Source organism: Mycobacterium aquaticum (assembly GCF_002086485.1).
Lineage (GTDB): Bacteria > Actinomycetota > Actinomycetes > Mycobacteriales > Mycobacteriaceae > Mycobacterium > Mycobacterium aquaticum.
Map to the genome: position 1 here is coordinate 46,248 of NZ_MVHF01000049.1, position 16,319 is coordinate 62,566.

The 16,319-nt window shown below is 66.6% G+C and carries 13 protein-coding genes and 1 tRNA gene; 3 read left to right on the forward strand and 11 right to left on the reverse strand.

Annotated elements, in window-relative coordinates; translation table 11 throughout:
* Window positions 1-51: 51 nt before the first annotated feature.
* The 8 genes from pth to BST13_RS31910 form a co-directional block, all read right to left on the reverse strand.
* On the reverse strand, window positions 52-627 hold the full coding sequence (gene pth / locus BST13_RS31875) for an aminoacyl-tRNA hydrolase (RefSeq protein ID WP_083169258.1): 576 nt from the start codon (window positions 625-627) through the stop codon (window positions 52-54).
* Window positions 628-641: 14 nt separating this feature from the next.
* The gene (locus BST13_RS31880; RefSeq protein WP_083169260.1) at window positions 642-1,289 is read right to left on the reverse strand and encodes a 50S ribosomal protein L25/general stress protein Ctc; all 648 of its coding nucleotides are present in this window, start codon (window positions 1,287-1,289) and stop codon (window positions 642-644) included.
* A 153-nt stretch (window positions 1,290-1,442) separates the two neighbouring features.
* Window positions 1,443-2,306 (reverse strand): oxidoreductase, encoded by an 864-nt coding sequence (locus BST13_RS31885; protein ID WP_083169262.1) that lies wholly within the window; start codon window positions 2,304-2,306, stop codon window positions 1,443-1,445.
* 15 nt (window positions 2,307-2,321) lie between these two features.
* Window positions 2,322-2,972 carry an LpqN/LpqT family lipoprotein gene (locus tag BST13_RS31890; protein ID WP_083169264.1) on the reverse strand — a complete coding sequence of 217 codons (651 nt, stop codon included), beginning with the start codon at window positions 2,970-2,972 and terminating at the stop codon, window positions 2,322-2,324.
* Complete coding sequence (gene arsC / locus BST13_RS31895; RefSeq protein WP_211296236.1) at window positions 2,969-3,310, reverse strand: arsenate reductase (glutaredoxin); 342 nt, start codon at window positions 3,308-3,310, stop codon at window positions 2,969-2,971. Before arsC ends, BST13_RS31890 begins: the two co-directional genes overlap by 4 nt.
* Before the next feature lie 2 nt (window positions 3,311-3,312).
* Window positions 3,313-4,293: a ribose-phosphate diphosphokinase gene (locus BST13_RS31900; RefSeq protein WP_029370694.1), complete on the reverse strand. Its 981-nt coding sequence runs from the start codon at window positions 4,291-4,293 to the stop codon at window positions 3,313-3,315.
* A gap of 112 nt (window positions 4,294-4,405) precedes the next feature.
* Window positions 4,406-5,854 carry a bifunctional UDP-N-acetylglucosamine diphosphorylase/glucosamine-1-phosphate N-acetyltransferase GlmU gene (glmU, locus tag BST13_RS31905; RefSeq protein ID WP_083169268.1) on the reverse strand — a complete coding sequence of 483 codons (1,449 nt, stop codon included), beginning with the start codon at window positions 5,852-5,854 and terminating at the stop codon, window positions 4,406-4,408.
* Window positions 5,855-5,975: 121 nt separating this feature from the next.
* Window positions 5,976-6,047: transfer RNA gene (locus tag BST13_RS31910), tRNA-Gln, on the reverse strand.
* Window positions 6,048-6,142: 95 nt separating this feature from the next.
* Here BST13_RS31910 and BST13_RS31915 point away from each other — a divergent pair.
* Window positions 6,143-6,736 carry a TetR/AcrR family transcriptional regulator gene (locus BST13_RS31915; protein ID WP_062829554.1) on the forward strand — a complete coding sequence of 198 codons (594 nt, stop codon included), beginning with the start codon at window positions 6,143-6,145 and terminating at the stop codon, window positions 6,734-6,736.
* Between the two features lie 3 nt (window positions 6,737-6,739).
* On the opposite strand, the gene lysA is transcribed toward BST13_RS31915, so the two are convergent.
* Window positions 6,740-8,080 (reverse strand): diaminopimelate decarboxylase, encoded by a 1,341-nt coding sequence (gene lysA / locus BST13_RS31920; RefSeq protein WP_083169270.1) that lies wholly within the window; start codon window positions 8,078-8,080, stop codon window positions 6,740-6,742.
* 107 nt (window positions 8,081-8,187) lie between these two features.
* Here lysA and mfd point away from each other — a divergent pair, with 107 nt between their 5' ends.
* Window positions 8,188-11,823: a transcription-repair coupling factor gene (gene mfd / locus BST13_RS31925; RefSeq protein ID WP_083169272.1), complete on the forward strand. Its 3,636-nt coding sequence runs from the start codon at window positions 8,188-8,190 to the stop codon at window positions 11,821-11,823.
* On the forward strand, window positions 11,820-12,857 hold the full coding sequence (locus BST13_RS31930; RefSeq protein WP_083169274.1) for a nucleoside triphosphate pyrophosphohydrolase: 1,038 nt from the start codon (window positions 11,820-11,822) through the stop codon (window positions 12,855-12,857). Before mfd ends, BST13_RS31930 begins: the two co-directional genes overlap by 4 nt.
* Here BST13_RS31930 and BST13_RS31935 read toward each other — a convergent pair.
* Together BST13_RS31935 and BST13_RS31940 are read right to left on the reverse strand one after the other, a co-directional pair.
* Entirely contained in the window at window positions 12,847-13,158 is a 312-nt protein-coding gene (locus tag BST13_RS31935; RefSeq protein ID WP_083169276.1) for a hypothetical protein, read from the reverse strand. The two genes, BST13_RS31930 and BST13_RS31935, sit on opposite strands and share 11 nt — an antisense overlap.
* 484 nt (window positions 13,159-13,642) lie before the next feature.
* A complete protein-coding gene (locus BST13_RS31940) occupies window positions 13,643-15,793 on the reverse strand; it encodes a PE-PPE domain-containing protein (RefSeq protein WP_083169278.1) in 2,151 nt (716 codons plus the stop codon).
* Between the last annotated feature and the right edge of the window lie 526 nt (window positions 15,794-16,319).

Sequence of the window (16,319 nt, forward strand, 5' to 3'; positions counted from 1 at the left end):
GTGTCGCGGACCGCGGCGTCTGCTCGGGGGGAAGTAACTCGCGGGGAGAAGTTACCAGGCGTGGACGGTGTTCTGCGCAGGCTCCAGGCCGACCTTCAGCAGCAGCTCCGTCGCATCGGCGGCTTGCTCGCAGATGGTCGGAACCTCTTTGCGCTCAACGGCATTGAATGGATCGAGGACGAACGCGGCGGCATCCTGGCGCCCGGGCGGACGACCGACGCCGATCCGCACCCGCTGAAAGTCCTTGGTGCCCAGGGCGGCCGCCACCGAACGCAGCCCGTTGTGGCCGCCCTCGCCGCCACCGAGCTTGAGCCGGATGCGGCCGAAGTCGATGTCGAGTTCGTCGTGGATGACCACGATGTCGGCCGGGGAGATCGAATAGAACTTGGCCAACGGTCCCACCTGACGGCCGGACTCGTTCATGTACGTGCGTGGTTTGGCCAGCACCACGGACCGGTCTCCCAACCGGCCCGTGGCGACTTCGGCTCCGGATTTCTTGTGCACCTTGAAGGCCGAGCCCATTCGCCCGGCCAACAAGTCAGCCACCATGAATCCCAGGTTGTGCCGGGTCTTTGCATAGACGGGGCCCGGGTTGCCCAGACCCACCACCAGCAACGGCTCGGTCACAGCAAGGATCCGATCTACTCGGCGGGCTCTTCGGCAGCAGCCTCGGGCTCTGCGGCGGCGGGGGCTTCGGCCGTCTCGCCGGCACCCTCGGCCTCCAGGTCCTCGGCGGTCGGCGCCTCGACGACGTTGACCACCAGCGTCTCGGGATCGGAGATCAGGCCGACACCGGCGGGCAGCGCGATCTGGGCCGCGGTGATCTGCGTGCCGGCCTCGGCACCCTCGATCGACACGGTCAGCTGCTCGGGGATCGACAGGGCCTCGGCCTCGATCTGGATGGTGTTGGCGTCCTGGGTCACCAGGGTGCCCGACGCGGCGTCGCCTTCGACGACGACGTTGACGTCGACGGTGACCTTCTCGCCGCGCTTCACGACCAGCAGGTCGGCGTGCTGGATGTTGCGACGGATCGGGTGGATCTCCAGCGCCTTGGTCAGCGCCAGCTGCTCCTCGCCATCGATGTCCAGCGTCAGCACGGCGTTGGTGCCCGAGTTACGCAGCACGGCCGCGAAGTCGTGGGCGTTGAGCTCGAGGTGACGGGGGTCGGTGCCGTGGCCGTAGAGCACGGCGGGGACGCGGCCGTCGCGGCGGGCCTGGCGGGAGGCGCCCTTGCCGGTGCGGGTACGAACCGTGGCGGTCAGCTTGTTGGGGGCCGAGTTCTTGGCCATGTGTTGCTCCTAATCGGGGTACTGCGGTCAGATCGTCAGTACGGCCAGGGATGCAACAACTCGAAATGTTCCCGTCGATAACGGTGGCCCTTCGGGTCCACCCTCGCCGTGACGCCTGGTCAGGGTAGCAAGAAAGGTCCGCGGGCCAAAAATCTAGAGCGGGTAGGCGGTATCGGTGAGCTGCTCGGACAGCTGCCACAGGGCCTTCTGGGTGTCCACCTTGCGGGCCAGCGGGCTGCGCGCGCTGCGGCCCGTCGGGCCCCGCATGCCGAACCGAGGGCCGATGAAACTGTCACCCGGGATGTCCTGGGATGCCGCGTAGAGGGTTTGGCGGGCGCCGAAGTCCGCGTCGGTGGCGACCTTGTTGGCTGCGGTGAAGATCTTGTCACCGATCGCGTTGCCGGTCTGGCCCTGCAGGTTGGTGGCCGAGTAACCGGGATGGGCGGCCACCGCCCGCACCGGCGAGCCCGACGCCGTCAGCCGCCGTTGCAGCTCGGAGGTGAACAGCAGGTTGGCCAGCTTGGACTGGCCGTACGCGGGCCACGCCAGGTAGGGCCGTGACTTCCAGTTGAGGTCGTTCAGGCTGATCCAGCCGATCAGGTGCATCAGCGATGACACTGTCACCACGCGGTCGGTGAGCTTGGGCAGCAGCAGGTTGGTCAGCGCGAAGTGGCCGAGGTGGTTGGTGCCGATCTGGCTTTCGAAGCCCTCGGCGGTGCGGGACAACGGGACGGCCATGATGCCGGCGTTGTTGATGAGCACATCGACGCGCTCGACGGTGTCGGCGAATTCGCGCACCGACGCCAGGCTCTGCAGGTCGAGTTTGCGAACCTCGACGTTTCCCGACATGGTCTGCGCGGCGGCGGCGCCCTTGTCGAGGCTGCGGACGGCCACGATGACGTCGGCGCCGACGCGGGCCAGCTCACGCGCGGTGACGAGACCGAGCCCGCTGTTGGAGCCGGTGACGATGACGGTGCGTCCGGAGAACGAGGGCAGATCGGCTGCGGTCCAGGTCATGGCCTCAGCCTAAGCTCACTTCTTGGCGACGTTGAACCCTGAGATGATGGCCTCGATATCCGGCCCTTGGGCCTGGGCCTGCTCGGCGAACGTGGTGACGGTCAGCTGGATCAGGTACCGCTGCGGCGGCTGCAGCCCGTCGGACGCGATGACGATGCGGTTGTAGCTCTGCATCCGCTGACCGTTGAGGTCGTAAGAGCCCTCGATCATGGCCGACGGGTAGCCATGCCAGTCGTCGGTGGACGCGTTGAGCTGTTTGAAATTCTCCGAAAGCTGGGCGTCGGCGTAACCGTGGTCCTTGATGGCCTTGGCGACGTCGAAGTCGCCGTGCAGCGTGAAGACCAGCAGCATCGCGGTCGGGTAGGTGTTGCCCTTGGCGATCATCCGGGTGCCCGGCGCGAGGTTCGGGTTGGAGTACGGATGCCAGCCCGCTGGTGTGGGCATGGTGACCGTAAGGGTGGGGATCTTCTCGGGTGCGATCGGTTCGCCGCTGACCCCGATGCTCTCCAAATAGTTGGAGATCGGCACCGGCTGCTGAGTGCTGGTCGGCGTGGTGGTGGTCGCGCTGGTGGTCCAGATCGACTGGTAGTCAGGCGTTTTCGCACCGCATCCGGCGAGCGACGCCGCAACCGTCAGGGCTGCCCCCGCGGCGATCAGTCGATTCACAGAATCTCGTGCACCGCGTCGATCGGCCGGGCCAGCCGGGTGCCCTTGGCGGTGACGACGAAGGGGCGTTCGATCAGGATCGGGTGTTCGGCCATGGCGTCGAGCAATTCGTCGTCGGAGGCGTCGGCCAAACCCAGTTCGGCATACAGCGATTCACGCTTGCGCACCGCGGTCCGCACGTCGATCCCGGCGTCGGAGATCATCGTCTTCAGCTCCGCACGGTTCGGCGGGGTCTTCAGATACTGCACGATCTCGGGCTCGATTCCGTTCTCGCGCAGCAACTCCAGCGTCTTACGAGAGGTCGAGCACTTCGGATTGTGGTAGATCCGGTCGGCCATTGCTATGCGGACCCGTCGAACAGGCCGGTCACCGAACCGTTCTCGAACACCGCGCGGATGGTGCTGGCCAGCAGTGGCGCGATGGACAACACGGTCAGCGCCGGGAACTGCTTCTCCTCGCCGATCGGCAGGGTGTTGGTGACGATCACCTCACGCGCGCCGCACTCGGCCAGCCGCTGCGGCGCCGGATCGCTGAGCAGGCCGTGGGTCGCGGCGATCACCACGTCCTTGGCGCCGTCCTCGTGCAACAGCTTCACAGCGCCTGCGATGGTGCCGCCGGTGTCGATCATGTCGTCGGTCAGGATGCAGGTCTTGCCCTTGACGTCACCCACCACGCGGTTGGACTTCACCTGGTTGGGCACCAGCGGGTCGCGCGTCTTGTGGATGAAGGCCAGCGGCACGCCGCCCAGCGAGTCGGCCCATTTCTCGGCCACGCGCACGCGGCCCGAGTCGGGGGAGACCACGACCATGTCCGAGCCCGCGTACTTGTCGGCGATGTAGCCGCACAGCAGGGACTGTGCCCGCATGTGGTCGACCGGGCCGTCGAAGAAGCCCTGGATCTGATCGGTGTGCAGGTCGACCGTCAGGATGCGGTCGGCACCGGCGGTCTTGAACAGGTCGGCGACCAGGCGGGCGGAGATCGGCTCGCGCCCCCGGTGCTTCTTGTCCTGCCGAGAGTAGGGATAGAACGGCAGAACCGCGGTGATGCGCTTGGCGCTGCCACGCTTGAGCGCATCGATCATGATCAGCTGTTCCATCAGCCACTGGTTGAGCGGCCACGGATGGCTCTGCAGCACGAAGGCGTCGCAGCCACGTACCGACTCCTCGAACCGTACGAAGATCTCACCGTTGGCGAAGTCCCTCGCGGTCTGCGCAGTGACCGAGACGTCGAGTTCTTTGGCGACTTGCTCGGCGAGTTCTGGGTGTGCGCGACCCGAGAACAGCATCAAGTTTTTTCGGTTGTCGGTCCAGTCCGTGGCCACTATGGCTGCCTTCGCGGTCGGGGATCGATACGGGGTAATCGTACGTAGCGTTTCCGCGTCTGCGTTGCCGGGTTACCAGACTGCCAACACGAAGCGTCGAGTTGGTGCGGCCTCACTGGCCGTCGCCGCGCGCTTTACGCGCCGCTTCGGCAGCCGCGGAGCCCGGCCGTTTGCGCTCGACCCAGCCCTCGAATGTGCGCTGGGCGTTGTCCGATACGGCCAGCGCACCTGGCGGAACGTCGTCGCGCAAGACGGTCCCAGCGCCCGTGTAGGCGCCGTCGCCGACGGTCACCGGCGCGATGAACATGGTGTCCGAACCGGTCCGCACGTGCGAGCCGATCGTGGTGCGGTGCTTGTTCTCGCCGTCGTAGTTGACGAACACGCTCGAGGCCCCGATGTTGCTGTGATCACCTATGTCGGCATCGCCGACGTAGGTGAGGTGCGGCACCTTGGTCGCCGCGCCGATCGTGGAGTTCTTGGTCTCGACGAACGCGCCCAGCTTGGCCTCGGCCCCGAGGATCGTGCCGGGCCGCAGGTAGGTGAACGGCCCCACGGTCGCTCCGGCGCCGATCACGGCCAACTGCCCGTGCGTGCGGACCACCGACGCGCCGTCCCCGACCTCGACGTCGGCAAGCGTGGTGTCGGGCCCGATCTCGCAGTCCGAGCCGATCTCGGTGGTGCCGAGCAGCTGGGTCCCGGGCCGCACGACGGTGTCGCGGCCGATGGTGACGTCGACATCGATCCACGTGGTGCCGGGGTCGATGATCGTCACGCCGGCCCGCTGGTGGGCGGCCACGGTGCGACGGTTCAGTTCGGCGCCAAGATCGGCCAGCTGGACACGGTCGTTGACGCCGGCCACGAGCGCGCTGTCGTCAACGTGGTGGGCCCGGACCGTGCGGCGGTCCTGGCGCAGGATGGCCACGACGTCGGTCAGGTAGAGCTCCTGCTGAGCGTTGTCGGACCGCAGCCGACTCAGCGCGGATCGCAGGTCGGCGATGTCGAAGGCGTACACCCCGGCGTTGATCTCCCGGATCGAGCGTTGCGACGCGCTGGCGTCGGCCTGCTCGACGATGCCGATCACCTCGTTGTCCTGGGTGCGCAGGATGCGGCCATACCCGGTGGGGTCGGCGACCGTCGTGGTCAGCACCGTCGCCGCGGCCGTCGCGCCGGTGTGCCCGGCGATCAGATCGGTCAGCGTGTCGGAGTCCAGCAGCGGTACGTCACCCGAGGTCACCACGACGGTTCCGGTGAAATCGTCGGGCAGCGCGCTCAGGCCGCAGCCGACGGCGTGGCCGGTGCCGCGTTGTTCGTCCTGGATGGCGATGTCGATGTGGCGGCCCAGCTCGTCGGCGAGCTCGGTGACCGCCGGGGCGATGCGTTCCCGGTCATGACCGAGCACCACGACGACATGCCGCGCCGACACATTGACCACGGTGTGCACGGCATGCGCGAGCATGCTGCGCCCGCCCAGGGTGTGCAGCACTTTCGGGGTGTTCGACCGCATCCGGGTCCCGGCTCCAGCTGCCAGTACGACGATTGCGGCCTCGGTCGATGCGGTCACAGTTCCCCTTTCACCGCGAGCGTGCGTGTCTGCCCCGCAACACACCGCATCGAGCATGCATTTTGCGCACGCCCGTCGCCATCCCCAGACTGCCTGCTCGCTCGGCGAGCCTCACTCGCTGCTCCGTCGCCAGGACTCGAACCTGAACTATCTGAACCAAAATCAGAGGTGCTGCCGATTACACCACGACGGACCGATCAATCCGATCAATCCGAGACTCTAGTGCAAGTCGATAGGCTGGTCTGCGTGGCAGCACCCGAGAAGGAAGTGCGTGCGCCCCGCGCCCGGATGACCGGCAGCGAACGGCGGCAACAGCTCATCGAGATCGCCAAGTCGCTGTTCGCCGAGCGCGGCTACGACGGCACCTCGATCGAAGAGATCGCGCAGCGCGCCAACGTGTCCAAACCTGTGGTCTACGAGCACTTCGGCGGCAAAGAGGGGCTGTACGCCGTCGTCGTCGACCGCGAGATGTCGGCGTTGCTCGACGGCATCACGTCGTCGCTGACGAACAACCGCTCGCGTGTGCGGGTCGAGCGCGTCGCGCTGGCGTTGCTGACCTACGTCGAGGAACACACCGACGGCTTCCGCATCCTGATCCGCGACTCGCCGGCCGCGATCACCTCGGGCACCTACGCGACGCTGCTCAACGACGCCGTCAACCAGGTGTCGTCGATCCTGGCAGGAGATTTCTCCCGGCGCGGTCTGGACCCCGAGTTGGCGCCGCTCTACGCCCAGGCCCTGGTCGGTTCGGTGTCCATGACGGCGCAGTGGTGGCTCGACGTCCGCGAACCGCCGAAAGAAGTGGTGGCCGCCCACGTGGTCAACCTCGCGTGGAACGGCCTGACGCACCTCGAGCCCGACCCGGTGCTGCACGAGGAATAGCGCTCATCCCACGTCGCGCGCGAGCAGGTCGGCCGTCGTCTCCCGACGCACCAGCAACTGCGCCCGCCCGTCACGCACCGCGACGACCGGCGGGCGGCCCACCATGTTGTAGGTCGACGCCATGCTGTGGTGATAGGCACCGGTGCACGGCACGGCCAGCAGATCGCCGGGGTGGATGTCGGCGGGCAGTGCCACGTCGCGGATGATCTCGTCGCCCGCCTCGCAGTGTCTGCCCACCACGGTGACGGTCTGGGTCGGCCCGAGTGCATGCCGATTCGCCAGCGCCACAGTGTATTTCGCGCCGTACAGCGCGACGCGGGCATTGTCGCTCATCCCTCCGTCGACAGCGACGAACGTGCGCCCGCCGGGTTGCGACTTGACCGCGCACACGCGGTAGAGCGTCACCCCGGCCCGTCCGCTGATGGCCCGCCCGGGTTCCACCACCAGCCGCGGCCGCGGGAACCGCTCGGCACCGCATGCGGCATCCACGGCGTCGTCGATGACGGCGGCGAGGGCGGTGGGGTCCAATGCCGAGTCTCCGGTCACATAGGGAATGCCATGTCCACCGCCGATATTCAGCTCGGTCAGCACCACGCCATGCCGATGCCGGATGTCGGCCATCGCGGCGATGAGCCTCCGGATCGCCTCCCCGTACAGCTCCGGATCGGTCACCTGTGAACCGATATGGCAGTGCAGGCCGACGAGTTCGAGGTGCGGCGTGCCCAACACGCGGGCCGCGGCCTCGGCGGCGTGCTGTCCGGCCAGCGTGAAACCGAACTTCTGATCGCGCACGCCGGTCGTGACGGCCCGATGCCCGTGGGTGTCGATGTCCGGGGTCACCCGCAGCAGCACCTGCTGGCGGCGGCGCACCAGCCCGGCGAGGTAGGTGATCTCCATCAGCGAGTCGACCACGATGCGGCCGACTCCCACGTCCAGCGCATCGTGCAGCTCGTCGCATGACTTCGCGTTGCCGTGCAACACGACCCGGCTCGGCGGCACCCCGCCGGCCAGCGCCGTGGCCAGTTCACCCGTGGAGCACACGTCCACGCCGAGGCCTTCTTCGCAGGCCCACCGCGCGACGGCCGTCGTCAGCAATGCCTTGCCTGCATAGACCACCTCGGTGCCGCGCAGGGCGCTTCGATAGTGCTGCGCCCGGTGCCGGAAGTCGGCCTCGTCGAGCACGTAGGCCGGGGTGCGGTACTCGTCGGCGATCTCGGTCAGCGGCACCCGGCCCACGGTGATCCGGCCCTGCTCGTCGAGGTGGGTGGTGAGCGGCCAGATCGCCGGGTCGAGGCGGGGCGGGACGGCTGCGCGCAGCGAGGGCAGGATGTCGAGCAATGTCATGACTTCACCGTGCGTCGCGGTGCGTTGCCTGTGGGGCGCCTTGACGCTCCCTTGATGCTGGCGGGCCCGATTTTGGCGAAACTACAGCCCCCTAGAATGGACGCATCATGACCGCACCGGGGCACACCCATGTCCAGACCCCGATCGCGGGTCTCATCGAGCTGGCTCTGTCCGATCCGTCCTTGCAGGACGTCATCCGTCGCGCCGCCGACCGACCTGCCGATCTCGCGCTGGTCGGCCCGGCCAGCGCGCGGGTCCTGGTCGCCGCTGCGCTGGCCCAGCACGGCCCGCTGCTGGTGGTCGCGGCGACCGGCCGCGAGGCCGACGACCTGACCGCTGAGCTGCGCGGCGTGTTCGGCGATGCCGTCGCCCTGTTCCCGTCCTGGGAGACGCTGCCGCATGAGCGGTTGTCGCCGGGTGTCGAGACGGTCGCCGCCCGGCTCCTGCTGCTGCGCCGGTTGGCCCGTCCGGACGACGCGACGCTGGGCCCGCCGTTGCGGGTCGTGGTGACGACCACCCGGTCGCTGTTGCAGCCGATGTCACCCGATGTGGTCAGCATCGAGCCCGTCAGCCTGTCGCTGGGAGATGAGGCCGACTTCGAGGAGCTCATCGCACGGCTCGTCGACCTTGCCTACACGCGCGTCGACATGGTCGGTAAGCGCGGTGAGTTCGCGGTGCGCGGTGGCATCCTCGACGTCTTCCCGCCGACGGCCGAGCATCCGGTGCGGGTCGAGTTCTGGGGCGACGAGGTCTCGGAGATGCGGGCCTTCTCGATCGCCGATCAGCGGTCGATCCCGGAAGTGCCGGTGGAGACGCTGGTCGCGGTGCCGTGCCGTGAGCTGTTGATGACGCCCGACGTGCGGGAGCGCGCCGCGGCCCTGGCCCTCGAGCATCCGACCCACGAGAACAGCGTGCCCGGCAGCGTGCCGGACATGCTCGCCAAACTCGCCGAGGGCATCCCGGTCGACGGCATGGAGGCTCTGCTTCCGCTGCTGCATCCGGTCGAGCCGACGACGTTGACGGCGCATCTGCCCGAGGGTGCCCCGGTGCTGGTGTGCGATCCCGAGAAGGTCCGCACCCGCGCGGCCGATCTGATCAAGACGGGCCGCGAGTTCCTGGAGGCGTCCTGGTCGACCGCCGCGGTCGGCGGTGACGCTCCCATCGACATCGAGGCGCTCGGGGCGTCCGGGTTCATCCCGTTCGACGAGGCGCGTGCCGGCGCCGTTGCGGGCGGGCATCCGTGGTGGACGCTGTCGCAGCTCTCCGACGGGGCCGCCACCGAACTGGATCTGCGTCCGGCACCGTCGGCGCGCAGTCAGCAGAGCCTGGACGAGATCTTCGCGATGCTGCGGGCGCATGTGGCCACCGGCGGTACCGCGGCGATCGTCACGCCGGGCACCGGTACAGCGCACCGCGTCGTCGAGCAGCTCGGTGAATCCGACATCGCCGCAACGATGTTGGAGCCGGGGGCGACGCCCAAGGCCGGCGTGATCGGGGTGCTGAGAGGTCCGCTGCAGAGCGGTCTGATCCTGCCGGGCGCCAACCTGGTGATCATCACCGAAACGGATCTGACCGGCAACCGGGTCACCGCCGGAGAAGGCAAAAAGCTTGCCGCCAAACGCCGTAACGTCGTCGACCCGCTGGCGCTGACGGCAGGCGACCTGGTGGTCCACGATCAGCACGGCATCGGCAAGTTCGTCGAGATGACCGAGCGGGTGGTCGGTGGCGCTCGCCGCGAGTACCTGGTTCTGGAATACGCGTCGGCCAAGCGCGGCGGCGGCGCCGACAGGCTCTACGTGCCGATGGATTCACTGGATCAGCTGTCGCGGTACGTCGGCGGCGAGGCCCCGTCCCTGTCGAAGCTCGGTGGCAGCGACTGGGCCAACACGAAAACCCGTGCACGCAAGGCAGTTCGAGAGATCGCCAGCGAGCTGGTGGCGCTCTACGCCAAACGGCAGGCCGCACCCGGGCACGCGTTCGCCCCGGACACCCCGTGGCAGGCCGAGATGGAGGACGCGTTCGGCTTCACCGAGACGGTCGACCAGATGACGGCCATCACCGAGGTCAAGGCCGACATGGAGAAGCCGGTGCCGATGGACCGGGTGATCTGTGGTGACGTCGGTTACGGCAAGACCGAGATCGCGGTGCGGGCAGCCTTCAAGGCGGTGCAGGACGGCAAGCAGGTGGCCGTACTGGTGCCGACGACGCTGCTGGCCGATCAGCATCTGCAGACCTTCACCGCACGGATGGCCGGCTTCCCCGTCACCGTGAAAGGGCTGTCGCGCTTCACCGACCCCGCCGAGTCGCGTGCCGTCATCGAGGGCATGAAAGACGGTTCGGTGGACATCGTGATCGGCACCCACCGGCTCCTGCAGACCGGCGTGACGTGGAAAGACCTGGGCCTCATCATCGTTGACGAAGAGCAACGGTTCGGCGTCGAACACAAGGAGCACATCAAGTCGATGCGCACCCATGTCGACGTGCTGACCATGAGTGCGACGCCGATCCCGCGCACCCTGGAGATGAGCCTCGCGGGCATCCGCGAGATGTCGACGATCCTCACCCCGCCCGAGGAGCGCTATCCGGTGCTCACCTACGTCGGACCGCACGACGACAAGCAGGTTGCTGCGGCACTGCGTCGTGAGCTGCTGCGTGACGGGCAGGCGTTCTACATTCACAACCGGGTGCGGACCATCGACCAGGCGGCCGCCCGGATCCGTCAGCTGGTGCCCGAGGCGAGAGTCGTTGTCGCGCACGGCCAGATGAACGAGGAGATGCTCGAGAAGACCGTCGAGGGCTTCTGGAACCGCGAATACGACATCCTGGTCTGCACCACGATCGTCGAGACCGGCCTGGACATCTCCAACGCCAACACACTGATCGTCGAGCGGGCCGACACGTTCGGCCTGTCGCAGCTGCACCAGCTGCGTGGCCGCGTCGGCCGCAGCCGCGAGCGCGGCTACGCCTACTTCCTGTACCCGCCGGAGCAGCCACTGACCGAGACGGCCTACGACCGGTTGGCCACCATCGCGCAGAACAACGACCTGGGTGCGGGCATGGCCGTGGCCATGAAGGACCTGGAGATCCGCGGCGCGGGAAATGTGTTGGGCGCCGAGCAATCCGGGCACGTGGCCGGCGTCGGTTTCGACCTGTACGTGCGGCTGGTCGGCGAAGCCGTCGAGGCCTATCGCGCGGCGGTTGACGGCAAAACCGTTGCCACCGCTGAGGAAGCGAAGGAGGTGCGGATCGACCTGCCGGTCGACGCGCATCTGCCACCGGAGTACATCGGCAGTGACCGGCTCCGGCTGGAGGGCTACCGAAGGCTGGCCGCCGCTCCCGACGAGGCCGCCGTCGCCGCCGTTGTCGACGAACTCAACGACCGCTACGGTCCGCTGCCCGAGCCTGCGCAGCGCCTCGTCGCGGTAGCCCGGCTGCGGCTGCTGTGCCGGGAGTACGGAATCACCGAGATCAGTGCGGTGTCGGCGTCGACGCTGCGATTGTCGCCGATGGTGCTGCCGGATTCTGCGCAGCTGAGGTTGAAACGGCTCTATCCCGGCGCGCATTATCGGGCCACCACATCGACGATTCAGGTACCGATCCCGCGAGCGGGTGACGGACTTGGTGCGCCCCGCATCCGGGATCTCGAGCTGGTCCAGATGGCAGCCGGTTTGGTGCTGGTACTCAATGGGAAACCGCCGGAAGAGATTGACATGACCAAGTTCTCCAGCGAGGCGCGACGATGACCGTTGTCCTGGTTGATCCGCGCCGTCCCTCGCTGGTTCCGGTCGAGGCGATCCAGCACCTGGCCGGGGACGTCCAGTACACGGAGGAAATGCCGGTCAAGGTGCCGTGGTCGCTGCCTGCAGCGCGGCCGGCATATGACGGTGACGAGGCGCCTGTGCTGCTGTCCTCCGATCCCGAACATCCTGCGGTCGTTGCTCGGATCGCGGCCGGTGACACGGTGATCTCCGCACCGAAACCAGCGGCAGGTGAGCGGCTGGTCGATGCCGTGGCCATGATGGACAAGCTGCGCACCGCCGGGCCGTGGGAGAGCGAACAGACCCACGATTCGCTACGCCGTTATCTGCTGGAGGAGACCTACGAGCTGTTCGACGCGGTCCGCGGCGGCAACGCCGACGAGCTGCGCGAGGAGCTCGGTGATGTGCTGCTGCAGGTCTTGTTCCACGCCCGCATCGCCGAAGATGCGCCGGTGCACCCGTTCACCATCGACGACGTCGCCGATGCGCTGGTTCGCAAGCTCGGCAACCGAGTGCCGGCAGTGCTTGCGGGGGAATCGATTTCACTCGATGAGCAGCTGGCGCAGTGGGAAGAGCGCAAGGCTCAGGAGAAATCCGTCAAGGCACGCACGTCTTCGATGGACGACGTGCCCACCGGGCAGCCGGCTCTGGCGTTGGCACAGAAGGTGATCTCCCGGGTGACCCAGGCCGGTCTGCCCGCGGATTTGGTGCCCGCAGCCATCACCACCATCTCCGTCACCGCTGACACCGATGCCGAAAACGAGCTGCGCACAGCGGTATTGGAGTTCATGGACACCGTGCGGCGGGTCGAGGCCGACGTCGCAGCGGGACGCCGCGGAGAGGACGTCCCCGAGTCACTCGATGTGACGCCGTTGGGCACCATCACCGAAGCCGAATGGCGCGACTACTGGCCCGCGGACGACTTCGCGGTCGAGCCAGAGCCAGAGCCCGAGCCCGAGTCAGAGCCAGAGTCCGAGTCCGCGGACGAGTCGAAAGCCGACGACAGCACTACCAACTGACGGTTCTCAGTTCGGCAGCCTTCGCGCGCAGCGTGAGTACTCGCTCGCGAATGCGGTATTCCGTGGAACGGGGCATCCAGGCCGGGCGGTAGCGGCCGTGCCTGATGCGGAACACTCGACCGTGGGTGATTTCGCACCTCAGCGCATCCGATATCGCCTTCGACGGCCGGCCTTTCGTGGTGAAGCCGTAGGCATCGAGTGCCTCGACCAGGTCGGCGACCGACTGTTTCCCGTGTTGGAAAAGGTGCATCGTCAGCACGTAACGGAGTTCGATTCCCTTGAGTAGCAGCTTGTCTGACATGACCGCACGATGCCACCTGCCACCGACAATCCCGGTTGGTCACATCTGTCACACCAGTCCCGGTTCGGAAACCATGCGACGTTTTGCCCGCCTGTTTGCGACAAAGTCGCGGAATTAGCCTCAGGTGCAACTCATTTCACTGTTGCATCACGTCGCGAAACTCACCAGCATCACTGGGATCGACAGCCTCATCAGCAACAGAATTCGGCGTGCCCGACTGTTGGCGACTTTGTCGCTCGCAGCGTGGGCACGTGACCGGTGAGGCAGTGCCGGCCTGGCGGTGCAGACGTGACGGATGGGATCGGCCGACGCGAGACCAGTGATGCCAATGTTGCCGACGTGGCGATTTGCGCGACTTTGTCGCTAACAGCCGGGCATAGCGAGTGGTGTCGCGAGCGGGGTATGGGTGTGGCAGGTGTGACAAAAACCAACAGATGTGGCCCCTCCGTAGCGGAGCGGCCACACCTGTTGGGCGATCGTGTGCCTACCTGCTGTCCTTGCCCTTCAGCTTGTTCAGGCCGTTGTTGACATCTTTGTTCACTCGCTCGACCCGGTTCTTGACGTTTTCGCCGACCTGTTTGACCGCTCCGCCGACGTCACCGGTCTTGAGCTTGTCGGTGACCTTGGTGACCCGCTCCTGCGCGTGGGTGAGACTCTTTTGAGTCTTCGTGACGCTCGTGGAGAGCTGCTTGCCCGTGCGTACCACCGCGCCGGCCGGATCCGAAATTGCCGGAATGATCTCCTTGGCCGCCTCACCGCCCGTTGCTTGGTTCGCCGCGGCCAGCACCTTACCGACCGGCCGCTGAATGTCGGCCAGCTGTTTCTGGGTGGGCGCCGCCGGGCCTTCGGGCAAGGCGGTGTCCAGCTTGCCGAGGACAGTGCTGACCCCGTCTCCGAGCTCACGACTGACTGTCCGGACCACCTTGCCGGGCTCGACCGCTAATGTCGTCGCCGCCGTCTTGATCTCGGTGGGCACCTGAATGTCGTTGTCTTCCAGGAACTTCACCACCCGGGTGGTGACACGCTGGACCACATCGGTGTATTCCGATCCCACACCCCGACCGAGTTCGCCGAGGATGTCACCGGCGAGCAGCGCCGCCTGCGCGCGGGTCAGGGTCTGGGTACCGAACAGCGTGGGAACGTGCATTTGGTCGAGGCTTCGGCTCCAGCTGCCGTCCTCGTTGCGCACCGCGTCGGTGTAGCTGGTGTTGACCAGCACCTTCAACACCGGTTCGAGGGCGTCGGCAACAGGGGTGTTGACGTCCTCGCCGGTGGCAACACCGACCAGGCCGGCGACCAGGCGAGCGGGCATGAGCAGCGGCAACTGATCCTGGGTGATCGTGGTGTAGATCGTGCCGTCAGGCGCGGTGTAGATCTTGGCGCCCAGTCCCGATCCGCCGTTCAGCAGCGATGCCCCCAGCGTGAGCGGCAGCATCGACGCCATTCCCGAGTTCGCCCACGCGATCGGGTTCGCGGTCACCGGAGCGTCCGAGAGATAGTCGTACTCCCATGTGGTGTCGGTCTTGAGGATCGTCAGCACGATGGGCTTGCCGTCGAGGGATTCGGCATTGGCGATCAGGTTGCCCAGATTGTCGAAGCTGATGTCGGAAAGGTTCAGTCCCTCCATGCCTTCCGGCAGTACGTCTTGGCGTTCGGGGGTCACTGGGTTCACGCCAGTCACCTCCTGGTAGATCGGCGCGAAGCGGGCATAGAGTCCGCCGTTGGGCCGGCCGGGGTTACGCAGCAAGTTGACCGTCAGCAGCGTGACGTCGATGACGCCGCCGGGAATGATCTCGACGTTCGGCATGTCGGGCTCATCCGGGTAGTCGGACGAGTTGAGCGGCTGAGTGGCGAGCCATACCCCTGGCGACACTTTGATCACGCCGTACGTAATGCCGTTCACCTTGGTGAATCCTTTTGTGACGTCCTTGGTGACGGGATCGTTGGGGTCGGTGATGACGATCTTGCGGGGCCCGGTCAGAGCCGGTCCGGCTTCCAATTCGCCGTTACGGGCCATGTCGATGAAGTCTTGATAGCCGGCTCCGACGGCGATGGCGCCGTCGCCGTAGCCGATGAAGTTGGTGTTCGAAATGTATGCCGTCCAGTTCACCAGCGGTGCCAGGGCGGCGGCAGCGTTGCCGCCGTTCGCAAGGTAGCTCGCGAATTTGGCAGCGTCATTGACGCTCAAGTTGCTCAGGTCCGTGAGGTCGATGCCCGGATCGCTCGGTGACACCCACTGGCCCTGGGTCCAGTCCTTGCCGGTCACTGTGCCGGACCAGGGGCCGAATATGCCGCCGCTGGTAGTCGTCTGGCTCGCAGACCCCGTCTTAAGAGGGTTGAACCACGTCACCCATACCGGCGCCATGTCCGCTTCGGAGACCGTGCCCATGCCCCAACCCTTGATGACCGTGGCATGCGCTCGGTCGTCGAGGATCGCGCCGGTCACTGCGCCCGGATCCGAGGGCAACGTCTGCACCGCACCACCGAAGCTGTCGGATGGAATCCAGTCCGGCAGACCCACCACGTACGTGGCTGCGTCCGACACGCTCGGGGTCAACGCGACGCCGACCGTTGCGGCTATCGCGGTGCCGACGACGGCAGCCTTGCTGATCTTCTTGCGACGGTGTTTCGCCATGCGTACGCCTCTCAGGAAACATTCAGGTAACTCGCAGGAGACATTAAGGCAGCAAACACAGTTCTGTTGTCAGCCGAACGGCGGACTCGGTGGCGTTTGTTGAGTTCGCAACAAACTTCCTTAGCTGCCGGGGCGCATGAGGATGGTCGACGTCGGTAGCCAGCTCCGCCAGCTGCGCTGTCAGAAAGATGGCTAAACTTCCGAAAGCTGGTCAGAAATATGACTTAGAACCAGATCAACAGCAGCGTATCGCTCGCCGTCAACTGGGCTAATCACTTTGCTGTCTAGACGTTGCAGTGTGCAAGAAGTCGGCCGAGCTCGTCGGCTGCGGGGCTGCCGCGTCGTCGACAAGAGTTAGCTGGCAACTGCGAAAGTATTGACGCTGGCGATACTTGCTGGCGTCGGATCGTCGCGGGAGTCCGTCGAGTGGCCAGTTGTGCCACGCTTTCCGGGCTGTTGCGGAATCGTGTGGGGGTCAGTGCAACGGATCTCGTCAGTGGTGGCGGGTGGCCGGGCCCGAGGTCGG